Consider the following 23,187-nt stretch of genomic DNA (forward strand, 5'->3'; position numbering starts at 1 on the left):
AGGATATATCTTTAGTTTCAGCAAGCAATAACTGTGATTTTTGCAAATACTAACTCAACTTTTAAAAACAAATGGGTCCCCAAAGTGATTTAGGAACCCATTTTATTTACGATATATCTATAAGATTATACCAATGGAGGTGTACCTTCAGCGTTACCGAAGATAGCATCTACCTGTACCAAAGCACCTAGTGGTAGGTTTGATACACCAACAACGCGACGAGCTGCACTTGCACCGAAGTACTTTGTGTAAACTTCATCAACAGCTGCTAGATCTGATAGATCCTTTAGGTATAGGTTAACTTTAACAGCATCTTCTAGAACGTGATCAACGCTTTCGATGATAGCCTTGATGTTCTTGAAGCACTGTTCAGCCTGTTCCTTTACACCACCAGCAACTAGAGCACCAGTCTTTGGATCAACTGGTAGCTGTGCTGAAATGTTATTGTAGTGTGAGAAAGCAACTGAGTGTGATGAAATTTCAGATGCTGGAGCACCGTCTGTGTTATTTGCTTCAATGATGATACCGTGGCGGTCTTCAACTAGCTGTGGAGGTGTACCATCACCGTGTGATACAACTGCTTCAACCTGTACTTTAGCGTGCAATGGCAAAGCTGCTACTTCAACAACTGTGCGTGCTGGGAAGTACTTAACTGCACGAGCAATACCTGAATCTGGGAAGAACTTTGTGTAAACTTCGTTTACAGCTTCAACATCAGCTAGGTCTGTTACGAAAATTGTAATCTTTACGATATCGTCCATTGTTACATCAACGCTGTTTAGGATAGCTTTGATGTTCTTCAAACACTGTGCTGTCTGTTCTTTTACACACTCTGAAACAATCTGGCCAGTCTTTGGGCTAACTGGTAGCTGTGCTGTGATGTTGTTGTAGTGTGAGAAAGCAACTGTCTGTGATGATAGAGCAGACAATGGAGCTTCTGATGTGTTGTTTACATACTTTAGAATATCGCCAGCTTGTGGTGCGTTTGGAATAGTACCTACAGCGTTTGATACTAGAGCTTCAACCTGAACTTCAGCACCTAGTGGTAGGTCTGCAACAGCAACTACTGTACGAGTTGGAACGTATGTTGGGAAGAATGACTTGTATACACCATCTACAGCTTCAATATCTAGGATATTCTTTAGGAAAATGGTTACACGAATTACATCATTTAGGCTGTGGTCGATGCTTTCTACAACTTCTTTGATGTTCTTGAAGCACTGTTCAGCCTGTTCCTTTACACCACCAGCAACTAGAGCACCAGTTTTTGGATCAACTGGTAGCTGTGCTGATAGGTTGTTGTAGTGTGAAAAAGCTGATGTCTGAGCACTTAGTTCACTCACTGGAGCATTTTCTGTATTTCTTGGTAATACTACGTTTAAACCGCTCATGAGACTCCGTTTCATATTCAATATAGTTAAATAACGACTGTGTTATTCTTTTCTATGCACAATCGATGTTAATTAAAGCGTAAAAATATAACATATACAAGATTAAAAATTTTTATATCAAAACTATGCCGTTTTAAATAGTGTATACCACTCAAGTTTTCCAAAGTTTAAAATAAAAGTACCCCCAACGGGATTTGAACCCGTGTCGCCGCCGTGAGAGGGCGGTGTCCTAGGCCGCTAGACGATGGGGGCAAAACGTTTTATAAAAAACGACAGATGTTATTATCACATTAAAAATAGACAACATCAAGCTTAATAGTTAAGTTTTCCTCAAATAATACTCTAATTACTAGAATCCATACGTTCAGACCATGCTATCACGTATAAATAAAATCTATGGTACTCGTCCAAGTTTTTGAGCAATACCTCCATGTCCTGAGCACATTCCTCTATAATCAGGTTTTGAAGGATTATCTTGGTAACTTACACTACCATCAGTACAAATAGCTTTTAGAGGAAGATTATTTGATGGCTGTGGTTGTGGTGCCGGCTGAGGAGCAGGTTGCGGTTGAGGTTGAGGTGCTGGCTGAGGTCGAGGTTGTCTAGGAGCAGGGTTAGAAGGATTAGAAGGTGTGCTACCCTGACCGTTAGGATTTGCACCACTATCATTTTGTTCTTTTGTATCTTCTTTTTCTTCTTCCTTTTCCTTAGTTCCTACTTTAACGACTTGTTTTACAGGTCTCTTAACTATTTTCTCTTTTATTTTTTCTTCAGATACAACTTCGCCATCAACTTTAGTTACTTTATAAGTGACACGCTTTATGCCATCTACACCTTTTGTAACTACTACTTCTTTACCTTTTTCTAAATCTTTATCCTGCTTTTTCTCCGTCGAAAAAGCTATTGCAACTGATCTCGTCTCATTGCTAACTACCTTTTGTGAAAGAGTTAAGTAATATCCAAAAAGAGACAAAGCAACACACATTACAGTGATAAGAAATAACTTACTACCACTCAACCAAGACTTACGGTAAAAATATATGAGCAACAGTCCGAAAGGCCAAAACAGTATAAAACAAATAACGATAACTGGAGTTTTAGCCCAAAATCCCTTTTCTCGTAAAAGTAATTCGTCATCACTTGCTTCTAAAAACATAGTTCGACCTTTCAGACAATGCTATAAAGTGATTATTCCTTTGTGCCTACAGTAATAACTTTATCAACTGGTTTTTTAGCAATTTCTTCTTTAATTTGTTTTCTTTTAACTATTTTTCCATTTTCTATAGTTACTTCAGATACAAGAACTTTAACGCCGTCTTTACCTTCTACTTTTGTAACATCCTTACCTTTTTCAAGAGTGTTATCTTCTACGATTTTAACCTCATATGGAATAGGAACTTTAGTTTTTTCAGTTTTTACTTCTTTGCCACTTTGGGTACTACACCCTGTCAAGACTAATGAAGAACCTAAAATAACAGCCAATGCTACAGAAATACCTTTTTTATTATTCTTTTTATTAAACATATTTTCCCTTTATTTACAATATTGGATATAAAACCCGCAACAATCGTAACGCACTTATAGATTTACAACAAGGAGAAACAGGGTAAGTAAAGTCATTACAAGTGTGACTTTAAATATAAAAAATAATGAAAAAAAGATTTTTTAAAAATAAAAAGCTGGGGTACCAGGACTCGAACCTAGACTAAATGAACCAGAATCACTCGTGCTGCCAATTACACCATACCCCAAGGTTCACTATGCTATGAATAGCACACTCGATAAAGTATACATCAAAATGAATAATTTGCAATAGAATTTACACCAATTATTATTCACCTGATTCAAAATGTAATACTTAAAGCCAATAACTACTAAGGTTTATACGCATATTTCTATTCAGTTTATATTTTTATATATAAATTTAAAGCTAATATATATTAATATACTTCTACGAAACAAGACACTTTAAAAATATAAAAGTGGGAAGTAACATAGCTACTTCCCACTCATGTACACTAAATTTTACTTCAACGCAGAAATCAAAGATTCAATTCTAATTAAGCAATCTTCTTTACCTAGAATTTCCATTGACTCAAACAAAGGCGGAGATACTTGACGTCCTGTAACTGCTACACGTAAAGGAGTGAAAGCAAAGCGAGGCTTTATTCCCTCACCTTCAACTAAGACACGAGATAACTCGTCATGCAAAGCATTAGTAGTAAAGTCGCTCATAGTTTCTATGACTTCTTTAGCTACTTCTAAGACGTGCAAAGCATCATCTCTTAGCTTAGAAACAGCTTTTTCGTCCAACTGTAAGTTCTCATTAGCGGTAAACAAGAAACCTAGCATTCCTGAAGACTCACCCAAAACCTGTACTCTTGTCTGAATCAAAGGACAAGCTTGCTTCAACACAAAGCGTTCTTTTTCAGACAACTCATCGTACTGGTCAGATGACACAAATCCTGAAGCAAATAGATATGGAACAACTCGTCTCATAAAATCTTCTTCAGCGAGCCTACGAATATGCTCAGCATTTATAGCGTTGCATTTCTTTTGATCAAAACGTGCAGGGTTAGGATTTACATCATGCACATCAAAAGTAGCTATCATTTCTTCTTTAGTGAAAATATCGTTATCAGGAGAAATTGACCAGCCAAGCAAAGCTAAATAGTTGAGTAAACCTTCTGGAATCATACCGTTTTCTTTGTGTAATAGCAGGTTAGATTCAGGGTCACGCTTAGAAAGTTTCTTATTTCCCTCACCCATAACATAAGGCAAGTGACCAAATTCTGGAATTTGCTTACCAATTCCAAGCTCCACCAAAGCCTTATGCATAACAATTTGACGAGGAGTTGAGGACAAAATATCTTCACCACGCAAAATAGTGTTAATATCCATCATTGCGTCATCAACAGGATTAGTCAAAGTGTACAAAGGATCCCCATTGGCACGCACAATAACGTAGTCAGGTACAACCCCTGCTTTAAAAGTAATATCTCCACGAACCAAATCAGTGAAAGTTATATCTTCATCAGGCATACGCATACGCAATACTGGTTTGCGACCTTCATCCAAGAACTTTTGCTTTTCTTCTGCAGATAAGTTACGGTCATAGCCATCGTAACCTAGTTTAGGATCACGACCAGCTTGCTTGTGACGTTGCTCAATTTCTTCTGGAGTGGAAAAAGACTCATAAGCATAGCCGTTTTCTAGCAGTTTCTGAGCAACTTCTTTATAAATATCCATGCGTTCAGATTGACGATACGGACCATTTGGTCCTCCGACTCCAATGCCTTCGTCCCAATCTAAACCTAGCCATTTCAATGATTCAATAATTTGATTAAATGATTCTTCGCTATCTCTAGCTGCATCGGTATCTTCAATACGGAAAACAAAAGTACCGCCTGTATGACGAGCATAAGCCCAGTTAAATAAACAAGTTCTAACCATACCAACGTGAGGAGTACCGGTTGGTGATGGACAGAAACGAACACGTACGTTTGAAAGATCCGAATGAGTATCAGTATTCATAGTATAGACTTTTTCCTATATAACTATCTTTTAATTTTATAAATTACCTATCTATTGTCACATAAATTCATGTAAGACTTAAATATTTAAATAAAACTAGCTAAGATTATTAGATAAAATATTTTCATAAGGAAAGCTACAATGGAATACTCTACAGATAAAAGCAATGACGTTACAGTATCTAAAGATGACATTTTCAAAACATTAGACTCTATTACTAAAGAACAATTACGCACTCAAGGACAGCTGAAATGGAATTTATATCCAGATTGTATAGGGGCTTGGGTTGCTGAAACAGACTATGGTACTTCCCCTCGCGTTGCAAACGCATTACACAAAGCAATTGACACCAATCTTTTAGGATATATGCCTAATGGTTTAACAGATAACTTGAAAAAAGCTTGTGCCGCTTTCCAGAAAAACAATTTTAATTGGGACGTAAAACCTGAAAATATATTCTTATTACCAGATGTACTAACCTGCTTACACATTATATTAGATAATTTCATACCAGAAAAAGCACCTGTTATAGTACTTACACCTGCATATATGCCTTTCTTGACTATTCCTCTTGACCATGATCATCCAATAATTGAAATTCCTGCTGAACGTGACGAAAAAGGTATTTACAAAATAAACTTGGAAAAGCTAGAAGAAGCTTTCAAAGGTGGAGCTAAACTACTAATTTTATGTAACCCTTGGAATCCAATTGGACGTGTTTTATCAGCTGATGAGCTAAATAATATCTCAGAGGTTGTGAGTAGGTATGATGGTTTAGTGTTCAACGATGAAATACACTCTTCACTTGTAATAGATTCAGCTGTACAGCATATCAACTACCCTAATGTGAACGATGTAGCTGCTCATCACACTATTACAGCAACTGCAGCTTCAAAGGGCTGGAATATTCCTGGTCTAAAATCAGCTCAGGTCATTATTACTAACTCTAAATTAGCTGATAAGTACGCACCTATAGGTGATAAGTACGCAAAAGCTATGCCACCTATTGGTGTAATTGCAGCTATAGCAGCTTATACTGATGATTCAGGATGGATTGAAGCCGTACGTGAATATATTTTCCGCAATGCTCTACTAGTAGAAAAAATGCTGTCTAATGTTGCTGAGCTAGAATATACGAAACCACAAGGTACTTACCTATCTTGGATAAAGATAAATAACTTAGACGAAATAGTAGCAAATAGTGATTTAGATTTTACAGATTGCAATAATAGTGCGGATATACTACGTAAAAGTATTAAAGTTGCCCCTGTTGCTGGAAGAGCTTGTGGAAAATCTTTTGATAACTATATACGTTTGAATTTAGCTATGCCTAAACCAATTTTAGAGGAAAGCATAAACAAGCTTATAGACTTAGTAAAATCAGTTCATTAAAATCTGAAAGAGTTTGTTAACTATGCCCGTTTGGTAGTAGTTGACAAACTCTTTATTTTGTCTTTTTCACTTTATTTTTAGCTCTATTTACCTTTATGCTGAAGACTTAAAACTACTTGTTTTAAAGCGTTACTTATTACACTTTCAGCAGTAAATAGCTCAGCGTATCAGTTTTTTACTTTTTTCAAATAAGTACTAATCTACTTCTTCTTCAACCAGCATATTAGATATAGACCCGACACCATCAATATCTATACGCATCATTTGGTCAAGCTCTACCTCAGATGTATTTTCTTCATATGAAACCATCACAATATCACCAGGCAACAAAGTAGCTATTTTAGAAGCCTTACTAACCACTTGTAAAACTTCTTTAGAAAAATCTTCAATATTTTGTGTAGAAACCAGATTTTTCCCAAGGTATGTACGCAGAGACAGATGATTTTTTTCAAATTCAGGATCAACAATAATCCACGGGCCAACTACACAAGAAGTGTCGAAGCCTTTTGTATAAAAATCGTCATTTGGGTATATTTCTTGAGTTTTTACAGTCACGTTATTCGCAACAGTGTAACCTAATATGTATTTAGAGATATCCTGAACTTCAACATTTTTACACAAATTTTTGATAACTACACCAATATTTGCATTAGCATATACTTTTTCAGCATAATCAGGTTTAACTACAGCAACATCTGGACCAACTACAGCTGTATTCGGTTTTATAAAGAAAGCTGGCTTATTTTCTTCACCCAGCTTAGCACCTACAACTTTAGAACGAGGTATCACTGGAGATAAAAGGCGAACTTCAGATAAATCTAAAACTTGACCAGCTGGTTCTATTTTGTCGAATAAAGGATCAGATTTCAAAACTACTATGCTATCACTGCCATCTTCTAGCACTCCAAATTTAGGTAAGTCATCTATAGCAAACCTAACTACACGCACTTTATCTCCTAAAAGTAAGTTCCCCAATATTTATTTAAATGATATAAACAAAAATACTCTAAATCACAAATAATATTTTACTAATCTAATTTTATGAACTTATTGACTATAGTCAAATTGCACCTAGAGTAAATAAGAATATTTTTTACACACAGTCTCGTATAACTTATAAAAGTTTTCACATAACCTAAGCAACTTTTATGTAGATAATGCAGATACCAAGACATATGTTGCACAATTTTCTTTTAGACATTGGCATTTTATTTCTATTAATCTTCTAATTTCTAAGATTATTAATATCTCATAAACAAATATTCGGTATTATGGCAACTATTTTATATAGAGAACTTTAACTATTTTAAAACTTTCTGCATTTATAGTGAGTATTTTTACAAAATTATATTTACTCTCAAAACAGTTTTTCACAAAATATATTCATAGATTATGAACTACAACATAACACTTTTACAGACTCTTATAACTTTATATTATGCAACTTATTCTAAAAAATAAGTACTACTCCATACTTTTATTTCTTATTCAAAGTATAGCTCCTCTCATTTTATATAGTTATATTTTCCCCACCTAAACCACAACAAAAGTGAAGGTGACGTTTATACGTCACCTTCACTTTTAATAATTATCGTAAATTACTACCTCATACTGCGAGAACTAACGCCTTTCTTTAGTCCACTCTTGAGAATCTAATTCTCCCGGCATATAAGGATTATTAGTTGAGATGAACACTGGCTCTGTAGAGTGGTCCTTTGCACTCTTACGCTGAGCTTCATAGTCACGCAAAGCACCTATCGCCCACTTACCTAATGTAAATACAGCAAACAAGTTCAATACAGCCATCAATCCTGAGAATACATCTGCCAAGTTCCAAGCAGTTGTCAAGCTAGCTACAGATCCCACGCCAACTGAAATTATGACCAATATTTTCAACGGAACCATTGAAGCATTCATTCCACGTAAGAAGTTGACGTTAATTTCAGCATAAGCATAGTTACCAAGAACTGATGAGTAACCAAACAAGAATATGATTACTACCATAGGTATTACTGTCCACTGACCTAGAACATTAGACATAGATTTAATCGTCAAATCAGCACCAGTTAGAGAAGCATCCCCTGGCTTATAAATTCCACCTAGCAACACAATGAAAGCTGTGGAAGTACAAACTAGCATAGTGTCAACAAAAACAGCAAGAGACTGCACTAATCCTTGTTGAACTGGGTGACTTACAGTAGCGGTTGCAGCAGCATTAGGAACAGAACCCATACCAGCTTCGTTAGAGAACAAACCACGTTTTGCACCATTAGTCATAGCTGCGAGCATTCCACCCGTTACACCACCTGTAACCTGATCAAATCCAAAAGCTCCTTTTATAATACTCATCAAAACTCCTGGAACTTGATCTATATTTACAGCAATAATAGCTATCGCCATAACTATGTATGCTAAAGCCATTACTGGAGCAATAATCTCAGCACTACGCGCAACAGGTTTCAAACCACCAAAAATAACTAATGTTGTAAGAATAATTAAAGATAATCCTACTACCCAACCATCAATTCCAAAAGTAGAAGTTGTAACAACAGATATCGTATTTGCTTGAACCATATTAAATGAGAAACCAAAAGCAAAAATTAGCATAACTGCGAATACTTTACCCCATCCTCTAGATCCTAGTCCTCTTTGAATATAGTAAGCTGGACCGCCTCGGAAAGTCCCATCAGGTGCGGGCACCTTGTAAAGTTGAGCCAAAATTGATTCCATGCATGCAGTTGCCATACCTATCAAAGCAATTATCCACATCCAAAATACTGCACCTGGACCACCAATTACGATAGCTATAGCAACACCAGCGATATTACCAGTGCCTACACGAGAGGCAAGACCAATTGCGAAAGCCTGAAAAGAAGATATACTGCCTTCAGCGCCTTTTCTGGATTTAACCATTGACACAATCATGTGGAGGAACAACCTGAGCTGTACTGCTCTAGTTTTGGCAGTAAAGTATATACCCGACGCTATAAGAGTGAACATTACCACACGTTCTAGCGGATTGGAGTATATATCTCCAATAAAATTAGCAATGTAGTCGTTTATTGTATTAAATGTATCGGTAATATCACCCTTCAACATACAAGCGATCATATCTTTCTTCTTCCTATACTGACTTATTAACGAGAATTCATTAACAAGCAACCTATTATAAATGGGAAAAATAAAAACCTAAAATCAAAAATGTATAATCCGATGACTCTATTAATCTTTTATACCAATTTTCTATTACATCCTACAGATAATACTAAAAAGATAAAAATCTTCGCCATTAAAAACACATCTTTAGAGTACTATCTAGTCATCTTAGAAGAAGAGTATAGCAAAACTTTTACAAAACACTAATAAAAATATTACCAAGTATATATTATTTTTATAGAAAGTTATCATTTAATACGAATTCTTAATTTATTTAATAAGATAAAATCTCTATGTAAATAATTCCTTAAACATAAAATAGTTTTTAAAAAAGTGAAGTGGAAGAAGTTTTTCTTCCACTTCAACTAAATTTTATTCCCACACTTTAGTTGGCAAATCCTTAGGTAAGAATGGATTATCTCGACCAATGAAAACTGGTTCTTTTCCATGTTTTACCTGTGAATTATAATCACGTAAAGTGCCAGAAACCCACTTTGCGAGCAGTAATAGGGCAACTAGGTTGATAATACCACCCAAACCTAGTAACACATCAGCCAATGACCAAACTAACGTCAAAGGCTGAACTGCTGCAACAGCACAGCAAATAACAACTAGGACACGATATCCTAAAGATATCACCTTATTATTTGTCAAAATATCCAAAGATACTTGTCCATAAGAATATGCTCCAATAGCAGAACTAATTCCGAATACGAAAATAATCACTGACATTGGGATGCTCATACCACTACCTAATAAGTGAATAACAGCCTGGGAAGTAAGTGATCCAGCCTCTTCAACTGAAGTCTTTCCAGGTGTATAAATTTGGTTTCCTGCTATCAAAATTAGCAAAGCAGTAATTGTACAAACAATTATTGTGTCGATGAAAACACCGAATGCTTGAGCAAAACCTTGACTTGCTGGATGTGCAACAGTTGCAGTTCCAGCAGCATTAGGAGCAGTCCCTAACCCAGCTTCGTTCGAGAATAGTCCACGGCGTGTACCGTTTAGTATAGTGGCAAAAATTCCACCACCAACGCCTGCTAGTCCCTCACGTAAACCGAATGCACCTTCGAAAATTTGAACAAATGCGTTAGCTGTAGCTTCTATATTTGTGACAATGACTACAACTGCAATAATTACGTATGCTAAAGCCATAATTGGCCCAACATATTCAGATACCTTAGCAACCCCACGCACGCCAGCAATAATAACTGGAGCCAAAATAACAGCAGCTATCACACCAGTTATCCAAAGTGGAACAGCATGGTTTGAATTTAGTGTTGCAGCAAGAGTGTTTACCTGAACCATAGGAACAGCAATACCTGTCGATACAACTGTTATAAGAGCAAATAACACCGCAAATAACTTAGAATTTAATCCGAGTTTTATATAGTATGCTGGTCCACCACGGTAAGTTCTATCATAAGATGGAACTTTGAAAATTTGCGCCAAAGTTGATTCAGCAAAAGCGGTTGCCATACCTACAAGAGCTACAATCCACATCCAAAAAATAGCTCCAGGTCCACCCAAAACAAGCGCTAAAGCAACACCAGCAATATTACCAATACCTATACGAGTACCGATTCCTACTGCGAAAGCTTGGAAAGAAGAAATCCCCCCATTAGCATTTTGACGCGATTTTACAAGTGATTTGAACAAATCTTTGAAATGTACAATTTGAACAAAACGTAAGTGAATTGTTAAGAAAATACCTACGCCCACTAATAGTGCCACTAAAATATATGTATATAAGTAATTATTTATTGTAGAAAGTAATTCAGACAAAGCAAACTCCCAAAAAAATATTTTTACGATTTATATGGTGCCTGCCTATGGGGACAAGCTTAGTCAACCCATACATCTGTTGGTAAGTCGGCAGGCAAATGCTTATTACCAACACCAATAAATCGTGGAGTTGCTATTCCGTTACGCTTCTGATCCTCGTAATCTTTCAAGATACCTAATCCTTGCTTAGACAAAGCTAGAACAGCTAGTACGTTCAAAACAGTTATTAGAGCCATGAATATATCAACAGTGCTCCATATCAATTGTAAACTAACAACTGCACCTAGTACAGCTGATATAACTGATACAACACGTACTACATAAGCACCTATCTTAGAAGGCGTAACGAAAAACATATTTACTTCTGAATATGTGTATGCAGCAATCATCGATGAATATGCTAATACGAAAATAATCACTGACATCAAAAGTGTAGTCCAACTACCTAGCTGGCTAGCCACAGCTGAGTGTGTCAAGCTACCAGCAAGAGATGGATCCATTTGAACATTAGGATTATAAATATCTTTACCTGCGCTCATTATTATCAACGCAGTTGCGGTACAAACCACAATAGTATCAACAAATACACCAAAGGACTGGATTAATCCTTGTTCTACAGGGTGTTTTACTGTAGCAACAGCAGCAGCATTCGGTGAGGTTCCTTGACCAGCTTCATTAGAGAATAGTCCTCGTTTAATACCATTAATCAAAGCAGCAAACAGCCCAGCTCCAATACCTGAGAAAGCAGCAGTTGGAACAAAAGCAGATTTAACTATCAAGACTAAATTAGGAATGATTGTGTCATAGTTAATAACCATAATCGCAATCGCAAGAACCACATATACTAGTGACATTATTGGAGCCATGAACTCGCTCACACGAGCAACAGACTTAATACCACCAAATATAACTGGCGCAATCAAAACAAACATAACAACAGCTACTGAAACAGATGAAGCCCCTGTTGTTGCTTTCAAAGTTTCAGCAATACCGTTAGATTGCAACATCATCATAATACAGCTACAAGTAACGACCAAAACAATGGCAAATAAATTACCCAGTTTCTTTGATCCTAACCCGTATTGTATATACCATGCCGGTCCCCCACGGAAAGTGCTATCATGAGGATTTTTTACTTTATAAGCTTGAGCTAAAATAGTTTCAAAGAAAGAAGTAGACATACCTACAAGAGCTACAATCCACATCCAAAAAATAGCTCCCGGTCCACCCAAGATAAGTGCGGCAGCAACACCGAACACGTTTCCTAAACCAACACGTCCAGCTAAGGAAATAGCAAAAGCTTGAAAAGAAGATATTTCACCTTTTTCGCTTTTACGAGAAGAGGCAATTTCCTTCAACATCTTCCCGAAGTAACGAATTTGAACACCTCTAGAGCGAACAGTGAAATATATACCAGTACCTATAAGTAGCCAAACTGTCACAAAAAGAGTTATTTGATCACCAATATATTGAATGCTAGAAGCAAGTTTATCTAACATTTTTCACCTCTCTTTATGACAATATTACTTACGGTCTTTTACCGTAATAATTACTTTGCCATAACTTTACCTTATTTTGCAATACTTTTATGTGTGTTTCTTTAAAATGTAATTAGAATTGCTACATATATATAATAAATAATAGCTTTTTTAAAAAATCTTGGACACTTTTCCCAATAGAGGTACAAATTTCTTTACTAAAGCAATAGAATGAACTAACACGAAAATATCTTCAAAATATCATAAACCTACTTGAAGGGAAAAAAATGTCCATACCATTGCGTTCTAAGACTTCAACTCACGGCAGAAATATGGCTGGAGCTAGGGCCTTATGGCGAGCAACTGGAATGAGCGATGGGGATTTTAATAAACCAATTATCGCTGTAGCAAACTCCTTCACACAATTCGTGCCAGGACACGTACACTTAAAAGATATTGGGCAACTAGTTTGTGATGTAATACAAGAAAACGGTGCAGTAGCTAAAGAATTTAATACAATAGCTGTTGACGACGGCATAGCTATGGGACACGCAGGTATGCTCTACTCCTTACCTAGCCGTGAAGTCATTGCTGACAGTGTCGAATACATGGTAAACGCACACTGCGCTGATGCATTAGTATGCATATCTAACTGCGATAAAATCACCCCTGGTATGCTTTTAGCAGCTATACGATTAAACATACCTACAATTTTCGTATCAGGTGGTCCAATGGAAGCTGGGAAAAACTTACCAGAAGAGGCAATAATTGGCGGTGAAACAACTAAAGGTGACTTAGTAACAGCAATGAGTGCATCAGCTTCAGATCTAAGTGATGCAGACCTTGAAAGAGTTGAAAAACTAGCTTGCCCTACTTGTGGCTCATGCTCGGGAATGTTTACTGCTAACTCAATGAACTGCCTAACAGAAGCCCTAGGGCTATCCCTACCAGGAAACGGCTCCACCCTTGCAACTCACGCATACCGTAAAGACTTATTCGTAAAAGCTGGCAAAACAATAGTTGACCTATGCAAGAAATACTACGAAGAAGAAGACGAGAGCATACTTCCTCTAAATATTTTGAACCGTGACGCTATGGTAAACGCTATGAAACTAGATATGGCAATGGGTGGCTCTACAAATACTGTTCTGCATATGCTGGCTATGGCTTATGAAGGAAAAATTGACTTCACTTTGAAAGACATAGATGAACTTTCAAGACACACACCTTGCCTAGCTAAAATCTCACCAAACAGCACAAAATACCATATGGAAGATGTGCATAGAGCTGGTGGAATTCCTGCATTACTAGGCGAATTAAACCGAGCTGGACTGCTAAGCCATAACGTAACAAGCGTACATACATCTAAACTACAAGATTGGCTTGATAACTGGGATATACGCAGCGGAAAAACAATACAGGAAGCAAAAACACTATTTAGTGCAGCTCCTGGAAACGTACGCACAACTAAAGCCTTTAGCACACAAAACCGTTGGTCTACGCAAGATACTGACGCTGAAAATGGCTGTATTCGAAGTGTAGAAAACGCATACACTCCAGATGGCGGCTTAGCAGTTTTGTACGGAAACTTAGCAACTGACGGAGCAATTATTAAAACTGCTGGTATCGATACAGAGCTATTCCACTTTGAGGGAAGTGCTTATGTTACTGAATCCCAAGATGAAGCAGTGGAAGCTATATTGGGTAAAAAAATAAAACCTGGTGATTTTGTAGTAGTGCGTTACGAAGGACCATCTGGTGGACCTGGAATGCAAGAAATGCTCTACCCTACCTCTTTTATCAAAGGAACAGGGCTAGGTAAAGTATGTGCGTTGATAACTGACGGTCGTTTTTCTGGGGGATCAAGCGGTATTTCTATTGGTCACGTATCTCCTGAAGCTGCTGCTGGTGGTACTATTGGGCTAGTGGAAACAGGGGACAAAATCATCTTAGACGTAAATACCCGTTCCATTACTCTAGATATTAGCGATGAAGAACTAGAAAAACGCAGGAAAAAACAACTAGAACGTGAGAATCCTTGGACTCCGCTAAATCGAGATAGACAAGTTTCAAATGCTCTAAAAATATATTCTCTAATGGCAACTAGCGCTTCCACTGGTGCTGCTCGTGAAGTAGACCAAATTACTAAGAAGTAAGTTGAGTGAAGAGTTTGTAATTCTAGCAAAACTAGATAACTATGGGTGAGCTAATATTTTGTATCGGCTCACCCATTTTATATTGTCGTAGCTGTTATAAATCCTAGTTCCAAATTTAGCCAACAAATGCGACAGATAGCATATTGGATAAGGAGTACAAAAAGAAAACTACCTAAATATTAGTTTCTTTTTCACATACAAGCACAAATCGCTTTAGTACCATTTACTAAAATTTATTCTAATCGCAAAGCTTATACATCCAACCAAAAGTATCTTCAACAACACCAGTTTGTATACCAGTCAAAGTATCATACAAATACTTAGTTAGCTCTCCACCAGGAATACTAACATCAAAATCATCAGAAACTAAGCGTCCTATTGGAGCGATAACAGCAGCAGTGCCACAAGCAAATACTTCAACCACTTCCCCTGCACGAATATCGTCGATAAGTTCATTAATGTCAATTTGCTTTTCAACAGCTGAAATATTTTCGCGATTCAATAGCTGTAAAATCGAAGAGCGTACACTGCCTTCAAGAATAGTACCTGTTAGTGCAGGAGTAGCTACTGTACCATCACGGTAAACCACAAAAATATTCATTCCACCTAGTTCTTCAACAAAACGATTATGCACAGCGTCTAAGAAACAAACTTGGTTGAATCCTTTTGCCTTAGCTTTTTCTTGAGGAAGTGTGGCACAAGCATAGTTACCAGCAGTTTTTACGTATCCAGTACCACCAGGGCCAGCACGGTGAAAATGCTTCTCAACCCATATATCCACACTGCTAACACCATTTCCAAAATAAGGTCCCACAGGAGAAGCAATACATAGATAACGCACAGAATTGGAACTACGAACACCTAAAAACGGCTCATCAGCAAACATGAATGGACGCAAATACAACGCACTACCAGCAATAGATGGCACCCATTTTTTATCTTTTGTAACTAGACCCACAACCGAAGCGATGTAATCTTCTTCAGGGAGAGCTGGCATATTCATACGAGCTGCTGAAATATTAAAACGGACAGCGTTGTATTTAGGACGGAAAGACCAGACGGAGTTATCAGGGTGACAATACGCTTTCATTCCTTCGAATACTTCTTGACCGTAGTGCAAAATACTTGCAGCTGGGGATAAAGAAATATTACCAAAAGCGCAAATTTTCTTTTCTTTCCAACCTTCACCAGCTGTCCAAGCAGCACTAGCCATATAATCAGTAAAACTGCGACCAAAGTCCATAGCATTTACCAAAGCATTACGTTCTTGTTCGCTACGTTCGTTATTTGATTGTTCTAAAGCAAAACGAGATTCTAAAGTATTATGTGCTGGTAACTGCCCTGCTGATAGTTCATCTAAAGAAGTGAAATCGCTACTAGGCATTCCTGATTCCTCATTCCAGTAAATATGGTATAAGCATTACTTATGCTTACTTAGTTATGTTTATCTACTTCAATTGTAATGTTGCCGGCATATTTTAAGCTGACATAAATAAAGTGAAGTAATAATTTATATAGCTATAAGCCCTGACAAAAAATCAGGGCTTATGTCTATTAACGGTTTGCTTGACCATCTACGTAGTCAGCGTCAACTCGGTCTTTGCTCCAAGTGAATAGTGAACGTAGATTACGTCCAACTTCTTCAATTGGATGGTTTTGACCCTCTTCACGCAAACGCTTGAATTCTTCTGCTCCGTTGTCTTGATCATCAATGAAACGCTTAGCAAATGAGCCATCGCGGATGTCTGACAAGACTTCTTTCATATGTTCTTTCACATCTGGTGTGATTACTCTCGGACCACTTATATAGTCGCCGTATTCTGCAGTATCAGAGCATGACCAACGTTGTTTAGTAATACCACCTTCGTTAATCAAATCGACAATAAGCTTCAATTCATGCAAAACTTCAAAGTAAGCAATTTCTGGCTGATATCCAGCTTCAACTAGAGTTTCGAAACCATACTGTATAAGTTTAGAAACGCCACCGCATAGCACTGACTGTTCACCAAATAGGTCTGTTTCTGTTTCTTCAGTAAAGGTTGTCTTGATTGCTCCTGCACGCAAAGCACCTATAGCTTTAGCATAAGCTAGTGTTATTTCCCAAGCTTTACCTGATGCATCTTGTTCCACAGCAACAATTGCTGGTACTCCTCGTCCTTGCTCGTACTGACGACGCACTGTGTGACCTGGACCTTTAGGAGCAACCATGCATACGTCGTGAGTTGAGCTAGGAGTAATGTATCCGAAACGAATATTGAATCCATGTGCAAAGAAAATAGCTGCGTTTTCTTTCAAATTTGGTTCAATTTTTTCAGCATACAATGAGCGCTGAACCTGGTCTGGAGCCAAAATCATAACAACATCAGCTTCACGAGTTGCTTCCTCAATTGTTTTTACGGTCAAACCAGCTTCACTAGCTTTTTCCCAAGACTTACTGCCTTCACGCAAACCTACAACAACTTCAACTCCACTATCACGAATGTTTAAAGCATGAGCATGGCCTTGTGAACCATATCCGATAATTGCAACTTTTTTACCTTGTAATACCTGCAAATCTGCATCTTCATCATAAAACATTTCAGCCATTTACTGCTCCTTATATTCTTCGCTGATTGAATTTATACCACGAGAAATACCTACAACACCTGATTGCACAATTTCACGTATACCGTATGGCTTTAAAGCTACAAGTAAAGCCTGTAACTTACTAAGTGTTCCTATGGACTCAATTACAACTGATTCAGGTGTAACATCAACTACATGGGAACGGAATAAGTCAACTATTTGTAAGACACTTGTACGAGTTTGATCATTTGCACAAACTTTTATAAGCATAAGCTGACGTTGAACTGATTCATTTGGGTCTAACTCAACAATATTTAAGACATTCACGAGTTTATTTAATTGCTTAGAGATCTGATCTAATGGTGTTTTATCAGCTTCTACAACCAAGGTTATACGAGAAATATCTGGATGTTCAGTTTCGCCTACTGCCAAGGAATGAATGTTAAAAGTACGTCTAGCAAAAAGTGCTGATACTCTTGTCAGGACACCCGGTTTGTTCTCAACTAAGACACTCAAAGTATGCTTTTGCATTATTCTTCCTCTTCTCGTAATGGCCAAACATCTATTGAATATTTAATATCACTATTAGACACTCCCGCTGAAACCATAGGCCAAACTAGAGCGTCTGGGGTAACCCTAAAATCTATGACAACAGGTTTATCATTTATTTCCAAGGCCTGTTTAATCACTGTGTCAATATCTTCTTCTTTTTCACAGCGCAAACCAACACATCCGTAAGCTTCAGTCAACTTTACGAAGTCCGGAATTTGAACAGTTCCTGTGCCAGTGAATAAATCAGTATTAGAAAAACGTTCATTATAAAATAGCCTCTGCCACTGACGTACCATTCCTAGAGAAGAGTTATTTATTAAAGCAACTTTTATAGGAATGTTATTCAAAGCGCAAGTAGCCAACTCTTGGTTAGTCATCTGGAAACATCCGTCACCGTCAATTACCCATACAGTCTTTTCCGGACAACCAACTTTAGCCCCCATCCCAGCAGGAACACCGTACCCCATAGTTCCTAAACCACATGAAGAAATCCATGACATCGGGTTTTCATGTTTTATAAATTGGGCACTCCACATTTGATGTTGTCCAACACCAGATACGTAAATTGAACTTTCAGGCGATAAATCACTTATTTTTTCAATAACTTGCTGTGGTGAAAGTAAGCCATCAAGTGGTTTATCATAATATAAAGGATATTTTTTACGTAAATTATTTAAATATTCAAACCAAGCAGTCAAATCCTGTTTACCGTAATGATTTACAGATTTTGAGAAACTTTCACTAAGAGCGGGCAAAACATATTTCAAGTCGCCTATTATTTCTACATCAGCAAAACGGTTCTTTGATATTTCAGCAGGATCTATATCTACATGTATAACTTTAGCTTCAGGGGCAAAATAGTTTAAATTACCTGTAACTCTGTCATCAAACCTAGCACCCAAACTAATTAAAAGATCACATTTTTGCATTGAAGCAACAGCGGCAACTGTACCATGCATACCTGTCATACCCAAGTTATTTTCATGACTATCAGGCAAAACTCCACGTGCCGGTAATGTTGTTACGAATGGGAAACCAGTAACATCTACTAGTTCGCGTAACTGGTCATAAGCTTTAGATTTTACAGCACCCCCGCCAATATAAAATACTGGTCGTTTAGCTGATAACATTTCAATTGTTGCTTTTTCTATGGACTTTTCAGATGGATAATCTACTACTTTATATCCTGGTACTTTTACTTCCACTGGCCATTTAAAATCTAATTTTCCAACTTGGGCGGTTTTAGTGACGTCAACTAAAACTGGGCCTGGTCTACCTGTTGAAGCAATATAGTATGCTTCAGCTATAACTTTAGGGATATCTTCAGCTTTAGTAACCAAATATGAGTGCTTACTTATAGGCATGGTTATACCAACAATGTCTGCTTCTTGAAAAGCATCTGTACCAATTGATTCAGCACCAACCTGCCCTGTAATGCATAACATAGGTACTGAATCCATGGCAGCATCAGCAATAGCTGTGACTAGATTGGTTGCACCTGGTCCTGAGGTGACTATACAGCAACCCACTTTCCCAGTTGCTATCGCATATCCTTGAGCTGCATGTCCAGCTCCTTGTTCATGGCGTACTAGAATATGGTTAAGTTTAGAATCGTAAAGTGGGTCAAATGCTGGCAAAATAGCTCCACCTGGTAGCCCAAAAATATCAGTCACTCCAAGACATTCTAAAGTCTTTATTATGGCTTCCGCTCCTGTTATTTGTGTGTCAGCCCATTCCTGACTCATACTACTCCTAGTGAATATATCCTTGAAACTCTATTTTAAAGCATTACATATATCAAAAATATCTCAAATACTGGATAATGGCTAATATATGAAAGTATTTAGTATTGTTCATTATATCTTAATGCCTATAGAAAATCATGATTAATCTACACACAATCATATATTGATATAGATCTGTTTTTACACAAATGGACGTGCGCTAAGAAAATATTTTCATAACACACGCCCACACAAAAACAATAGATTAATATTTATGTTTCCTATTAAGCCTTATTTTGTTGCAGCTAATTTGACTGCATTAGCTACTTTCTCAGATACTTTTTCATTCCACAGAACATCTTTCAAGAATACTTGCTTATATTTTACAAATACTCAAGTTTACGTTGATAGGCAAGAATGAGAGAATCAATAGCAGAAAAGAAAACATCGATTTTTGCTATTCCCTAAGTACGGGGTCATAATTTTAAATATTTATCCAACTCCTTAAAATTCACATACTCTACACCGTTGAGTTTTGAATACGATTCACCTGTATAAATAATTCTTGGGTTTTGTGCATTCTCTTCTGCTTCCACGAAAGACAGTAGGTGTCTAGAAAATGTTTTGTTTGGCGTCATTGATGTTTTTATTTCAAAAGGGTATAAATTATCTTCTTTCTTGACAATTAAGTCCACTTCTACCCCTTTGGCAGTTCTCATAAAATAGATGTTCGAATCTTTATTATCATTTAAGCGTGATTTTAAGACTTCTGAAACAATTAAATTTTCAAACAAATTACCACGTAAAGGATCTCTATTAACCTGATTCTCAGTTTCTATTCCTAATAGATAAGCCGCCAATCCTACTTCTGTAAAATAAATTTTTGGGGATTTAATTTGTTGTTTTGTAATATTAGAGAAATAGGGTTTAAGTCGATATAAAATATAAGAGGCTTCCAACACAGATAACCATTCAGACAAAGTTGTAGACGAAACACCTACTTCACCCGATAAAGCAGACAAATTAACTACTTGCCCCACCCTACCTGCTAACAAAGTTAAAAATCGTAAAAATTTATCTAGATTTTTAATTTCTAGCATTTCTCTCAAATCTTTTTCAACATAAGTATTTAAATAGTCTCTATAGTAAACTAAAGGCTCTCTACTTCCTTCATTGTACAATTCAGGCATTAAGCCTTTAAGTAATAACTCATCAGTAGTTAAGCCTTCGAGTAGCCCTTCTTGATTAAGCTCATTCATACTCAAAGGAAGTAAGGTCATAATACTTGTCCTTCCAGCAAGCGATTGAGCAATTCCTTTTTGCAAACTTGGTTGGTGACTCCCTGTAAGTATAAAACGACCATTCTTTTCTCTATTCTCATCAACCATTACTTGTATCGCAGAAAGAAGTTCTGGCACTCTTTGGACTTCATCAATTATTAATGGTTCTTTATATCTTTCGAAAAAACCTTTGTAATCTTCTTTTGCTAGCATCCTAGTTATAGGGTCTTCTAAGTTTGCGTAATTATATTCTGTAAAACATTCTTTTACCAAAGTAGTTTTCCCTGACTGCCTTGGTCCGATAATAGTTACAACTGGCACTTGCTTAGTTAAAGAAATTAACTTTTGTGAAATATTTCTTCTAATCATATTTCCCCCTAACTAACTACACAATATACAACTTGGGCATTATTTTCAAGTGTATTTTGAAAATAATGCCCAAGTTTGCTGAATTAGTAAAAATCTAATCGACCTTATCATAACTTTTCTTCGTTACTTTACAAACAGTATCCCCTAACTTACGCTGTTCCCAAGCATGAACAAAACCAAAAAACATAAAAGTGATATATTCTCAAACCTATCGAGCTATCCACTCATCTACCACAGCTCACACTTTCTCAACAAAAAAAACAAAACACCCACAATTTCATACACAGTTTAGATCTGTTTTAAACGAATGGGCGTGTGCTAAGAAAGTACTTTTCGTAACACACGCCCACACAAACAGTAGCTTATATCTATGTTCCCTTTAAGCCCTATTTTGTTGCAGCTAATTTGACTGCACTAGCTACTTTCTCAGATACTTTTTCATTGAAAACATCTGGAATAATATAAGACTCATGTAGCTGTTCATCAGGAATAACTTCAGCAATAGCAACAGAAGCTACACGCAATATTTCACCTGTAATCTTATTGCACTTTGCATCAAGTAACCCTCTAAATAAACCTGGGAAAGCCAAAACATTATTAATCTGGTTAGGATAATCACTACGGCCAGTAGCAACAATAGCAGCATGTTTCATGGCTTCGTAAGGATCTACCTCAGGTATAGGGTTAGCTAAAGCAAATACGATAGCATCATCAGCCATAACAGCAATATCTTCCCCTGACAAAATGCCACCAGATGAAACACCGATGAATACATCAGCATCTTTCAAACCAGATTTCAAATCTCCTTCAACACAGCGAGGGTTAGTATTATTTGAAATCCAAGCCCGATTTTCTTCAGTATCAGCAGTGACTTGAGTCCGAGATAACGCTCCTTCACGACCATAGCCAACAATATCTTTAGCTCCTTGAGCCATCAATAACTTTATGATTGCACTACCTGCAGCACCAACACCAGATACTACAATACGCACATCTTCAATGCGCTTATTAACAATCTTTAAAGCATTGATTAAAGCAGCCAATACAACAATTGCTGTGCCATGCTGATCATCGTGGAAAACAGGGATATCTAACTCTTCACGTAAGCGTGATTCTATTTCAAAACACCTAGGAGCTGAAATATCTTCAAGGTTAATTCCACCAAAACCTGGAGAAATCGCTTTTACTATTGAAATAATTTCTTCAGTATCTTGCGTATCCAAAACTATAGGCCAAGCATTTACACCGGCAAATTGTTTGAATAGCAACGCTTTACCTTCCATAACAGGTAAAGCTGCTTTTGGACCTATATTTCCTAATCCCAAAACAGCCGTGCCATCAGAAACCACTGCAACTGTATTACCTTTTATTGTGTAGGTATTAGCTTTATCCTCAGATTCAGCAATAGCAGTACAAACACGAGCAACACCTGGGGTATAAGCACGTGCCAAATCTCTACGACTATTCACGTTAATCTTAGATTGGGCATCAATTTTTCCACCAATATGAGCTGAAAACGTTAAATCTTCAGCGCTGATAACTTCGACATCTTCAATCTTTTTCAATACATCAACAATTTCAGTTTGATGAGATGTATCTTTCGCGTCACATGTCAAATCTACAGTCAATATGCCATTTTCTGACACAACTGTATCCATACCAGTAACAATTGCTCCAACAGAAGCTATATCGCTTAAAATTTTAGATGCCCCATCCCTAGTAAAAGGCATTTTCAAACGTATAGCCATAGTGTGAGAAGGACCTGGTAGGGTCGCCATTTTTACTCCTTTGTATTTATTTTC

General features: G+C 37.0%; 17 protein-coding genes and 2 tRNA genes. 3 read left to right on the forward strand and 16 right to left on the reverse strand.

The features are described from left to right. Window positions 1-125: 125 nt before the first annotated feature. The 6 genes from HCQ94_RS04730 to gltX all read right to left on the reverse strand — a co-directional run bounded on the left by HCQ94_RS04730 (window position 126) and on the right by gltX (window position 4,925). A complete protein-coding gene (locus HCQ94_RS04730) occupies window positions 126-1,391 on the reverse strand; it encodes a RidA family protein (protein ID WP_166978780.1) in 1,266 nt (421 codons plus the stop codon). A 179-nt stretch (window positions 1,392-1,570) separates the two neighbouring features. After that, window positions 1,571-1,643: transfer RNA gene (locus HCQ94_RS04735), tRNA-Glu, on the reverse strand. A gap of 142 nt (window positions 1,644-1,785) precedes the next feature. Further along, on the reverse strand, window positions 1,786-2,547 hold the full coding sequence (locus tag HCQ94_RS04740; RefSeq protein ID WP_166982325.1) for a G5 domain-containing protein: 762 nt from the start codon (window positions 2,545-2,547) through the stop codon (window positions 1,786-1,788). A gap of 32 nt (window positions 2,548-2,579) precedes the next feature. Further along, window positions 2,580-2,915 carry a G5 domain-containing protein gene (locus tag HCQ94_RS04745; protein ID WP_166978784.1) on the reverse strand — a complete coding sequence of 112 codons (336 nt, stop codon included), beginning with the start codon at window positions 2,913-2,915 and terminating at the stop codon, window positions 2,580-2,582. A 155-nt stretch (window positions 2,916-3,070) separates the two neighbouring features. Then, a tRNA-Gln gene (locus tag HCQ94_RS04750) sits at window positions 3,071-3,142 on the reverse strand. A 274-nt stretch (window positions 3,143-3,416) separates the two neighbouring features. Continuing rightward, a complete protein-coding gene (gene gltX, locus HCQ94_RS04755; protein WP_166982327.1) occupies window positions 3,417-4,925 on the reverse strand; it encodes a glutamate--tRNA ligase in 1,509 nt (502 codons plus the stop codon). Window positions 4,926-5,066: 141 nt separating this feature from the next. Between gltX and HCQ94_RS04760 the strand changes: the two genes are divergently transcribed. Continuing rightward, entirely contained in the window at window positions 5,067-6,317 is a 1,251-nt protein-coding gene (locus HCQ94_RS04760; RefSeq protein WP_166982329.1) for a MalY/PatB family protein, read from the forward strand. A gap of 195 nt (window positions 6,318-6,512) precedes the next feature. On the opposite strand, the gene HCQ94_RS04765 is transcribed toward HCQ94_RS04760, so the two are convergent. From HCQ94_RS04765 to HCQ94_RS04780, 4 genes are all read right to left on the reverse strand, one after another. Beyond that, window positions 6,513-7,265, reverse strand: a complete 753-nt coding sequence (locus HCQ94_RS04765; protein WP_166982331.1) for a fumarylacetoacetate hydrolase family protein — start codon at window positions 7,263-7,265, stop codon at window positions 6,513-6,515. Window positions 7,266-7,937: 672 nt separating this feature from the next. Continuing rightward, a complete protein-coding gene (locus tag HCQ94_RS04770) occupies window positions 7,938-9,428 on the reverse strand; it encodes an alanine/glycine:cation symporter family protein (RefSeq protein WP_166982333.1) in 1,491 nt (496 codons plus the stop codon). 417 nt (window positions 9,429-9,845) lie between these two features. Continuing rightward, a complete protein-coding gene (locus tag HCQ94_RS04775) occupies window positions 9,846-11,261 on the reverse strand; it encodes an alanine/glycine:cation symporter family protein (RefSeq protein WP_232525712.1) in 1,416 nt (471 codons plus the stop codon). A 59-nt stretch (window positions 11,262-11,320) separates the two neighbouring features. Continuing rightward, window positions 11,321-12,760, reverse strand: a complete 1,440-nt coding sequence (locus tag HCQ94_RS04780) for an alanine/glycine:cation symporter family protein (protein ID WP_166982335.1) — start codon at window positions 12,758-12,760, stop codon at window positions 11,321-11,323. A gap of 266 nt (window positions 12,761-13,026) precedes the next feature. On the opposite strand from HCQ94_RS04780, the gene ilvD reads away from it, so the two are divergent. Further along, window positions 13,027-14,895, forward strand: coding sequence for a dihydroxy-acid dehydratase (ilvD, locus tag HCQ94_RS04785; protein ID WP_166982337.1), 1,869 nt, complete (start codon window positions 13,027-13,029; stop codon window positions 14,893-14,895). Window positions 14,896-15,133: 238 nt separating this feature from the next. Here the strand turns inward: ilvD and HCQ94_RS04790 are convergent, their stop codons facing one another. The 4 genes from HCQ94_RS04790 to HCQ94_RS04805 form a co-directional block, all read right to left on the reverse strand. Next, window positions 15,134-16,279: a branched-chain amino acid aminotransferase gene (locus HCQ94_RS04790; RefSeq protein WP_166982339.1), complete on the reverse strand. Its 1,146-nt coding sequence runs from the start codon at window positions 16,277-16,279 to the stop codon at window positions 15,134-15,136. Between the two features lie 170 nt (window positions 16,280-16,449). Then, complete coding sequence (ilvC, locus tag HCQ94_RS04795) at window positions 16,450-17,481, reverse strand: ketol-acid reductoisomerase (protein ID WP_166978800.1); 1,032 nt, start codon at window positions 17,479-17,481, stop codon at window positions 16,450-16,452. Then, complete coding sequence (gene ilvN / locus HCQ94_RS04800; RefSeq protein ID WP_166978897.1) at window positions 17,482-17,994, reverse strand: acetolactate synthase small subunit; 513 nt, start codon at window positions 17,992-17,994, stop codon at window positions 17,482-17,484. Next, window positions 17,991-19,757 carry an acetolactate synthase large subunit gene (locus tag HCQ94_RS04805; protein ID WP_166982341.1) on the reverse strand — a complete coding sequence of 589 codons (1,767 nt, stop codon included), beginning with the start codon at window positions 19,755-19,757 and terminating at the stop codon, window positions 17,991-17,993. The genes ilvN and HCQ94_RS04805 overlap by 4 nt, the downstream gene beginning before the upstream one ends. A 253-nt stretch (window positions 19,758-20,010) precedes the next feature. Between HCQ94_RS04805 and HCQ94_RS04810 the strand changes: the two genes are divergently transcribed. Then, on the forward strand, window positions 20,011-20,157 hold the full coding sequence (locus HCQ94_RS04810) for a hypothetical protein (protein WP_166982343.1): 147 nt from the start codon (window positions 20,011-20,013) through the stop codon (window positions 20,155-20,157). Between the two features lie 55 nt (window positions 20,158-20,212). Here the strand turns inward: HCQ94_RS04810 and HCQ94_RS04815 are convergent, their stop codons facing one another. Continuing rightward, window positions 20,213-21,385, reverse strand: a complete 1,173-nt coding sequence (locus HCQ94_RS04815) for an ATP-binding protein (RefSeq protein ID WP_166978804.1) — start codon at window positions 21,383-21,385, stop codon at window positions 20,213-20,215. Window positions 21,386-21,771: 386 nt separating this feature from the next. Beyond that, entirely contained in the window at window positions 21,772-23,163 is a 1,392-nt protein-coding gene (locus tag HCQ94_RS04820) for an NAD-dependent malic enzyme (RefSeq protein ID WP_166982345.1), read from the reverse strand. Window positions 23,164-23,187 lie beyond the last annotated feature (24 nt).

Origin of the sequence: Actinomyces sp. zg-332 (genome assembly GCF_011751945.2) — a bacterium.
Taxonomy (GTDB): domain Bacteria; phylum Actinomycetota; class Actinomycetes; order Actinomycetales; family Actinomycetaceae; genus ZJ293.

Excerpts from the sequence above, each read along its gene's own strand:
- HCQ94_RS04730 (WP_166978780.1), bottom strand. The coding sequence starts at position 1,391 with ATGAGCGGTTTAAACGTAGTATTACCAAGAAATACAGAAAATGCTCCA.
- HCQ94_RS04740 (WP_166982325.1), bottom strand. The coding sequence starts at position 2,547 with ATGTTTTTAGAAGCAAGTGATGACGAATTACTTTTACGAGAAAAGGGA.
- HCQ94_RS04745 (WP_166978784.1), bottom strand. The coding sequence starts at position 2,915 with ATGTTTAATAAAAAGAATAATAAAAAAGGTATTTCTGTAGCATTGGCT.
- gltX (WP_166982327.1), bottom strand. The coding sequence starts at position 4,925 with ATGAATACTGATACTCATTCGGATCTTTCAAACGTACGTGTTCGTTTC.
- HCQ94_RS04760 (WP_166982329.1), top strand. The coding sequence starts at position 5,067 with ATGGAATACTCTACAGATAAAAGCAATGACGTTACAGTATCTAAAGAT.
- HCQ94_RS04770 (WP_166982333.1), bottom strand. The coding sequence starts at position 9,428 with ATGATCGCTTGTATGTTGAAGGGTGATATTACCGATACATTTAATACA.
- HCQ94_RS04780 (WP_166982335.1), bottom strand. The coding sequence starts at position 12,760 with ATGTTAGATAAACTTGCTTCTAGCATTCAATATATTGGTGATCAAATA.
- ilvD (WP_166982337.1), top strand. The coding sequence starts at position 13,027 with ATGTCCATACCATTGCGTTCTAAGACTTCAACTCACGGCAGAAATATG.
- HCQ94_RS04790 (WP_166982339.1), bottom strand. The coding sequence starts at position 16,279 with ATGCCTAGTAGCGATTTCACTTCTTTAGATGAACTATCAGCAGGGCAG.
- ilvC (WP_166978800.1), bottom strand. The coding sequence starts at position 17,481 with ATGGCTGAAATGTTTTATGATGAAGATGCAGATTTGCAGGTATTACAA.
- HCQ94_RS04805 (WP_166982341.1), bottom strand. The coding sequence starts at position 19,757 with ATGAGTCAGGAATGGGCTGACACACAAATAACAGGAGCGGAAGCCATA.
- HCQ94_RS04810 (WP_166982343.1), top strand. The coding sequence starts at position 20,011 with ATGTTTCCTATTAAGCCTTATTTTGTTGCAGCTAATTTGACTGCATTA.
- HCQ94_RS04815 (WP_166978804.1), bottom strand. The coding sequence starts at position 21,385 with ATGATTAGAAGAAATATTTCACAAAAGTTAATTTCTTTAACTAAGCAA.
- HCQ94_RS04820 (WP_166982345.1), bottom strand. The coding sequence starts at position 23,163 with ATGGCGACCCTACCAGGTCCTTCTCACACTATGGCTATACGTTTGAAA.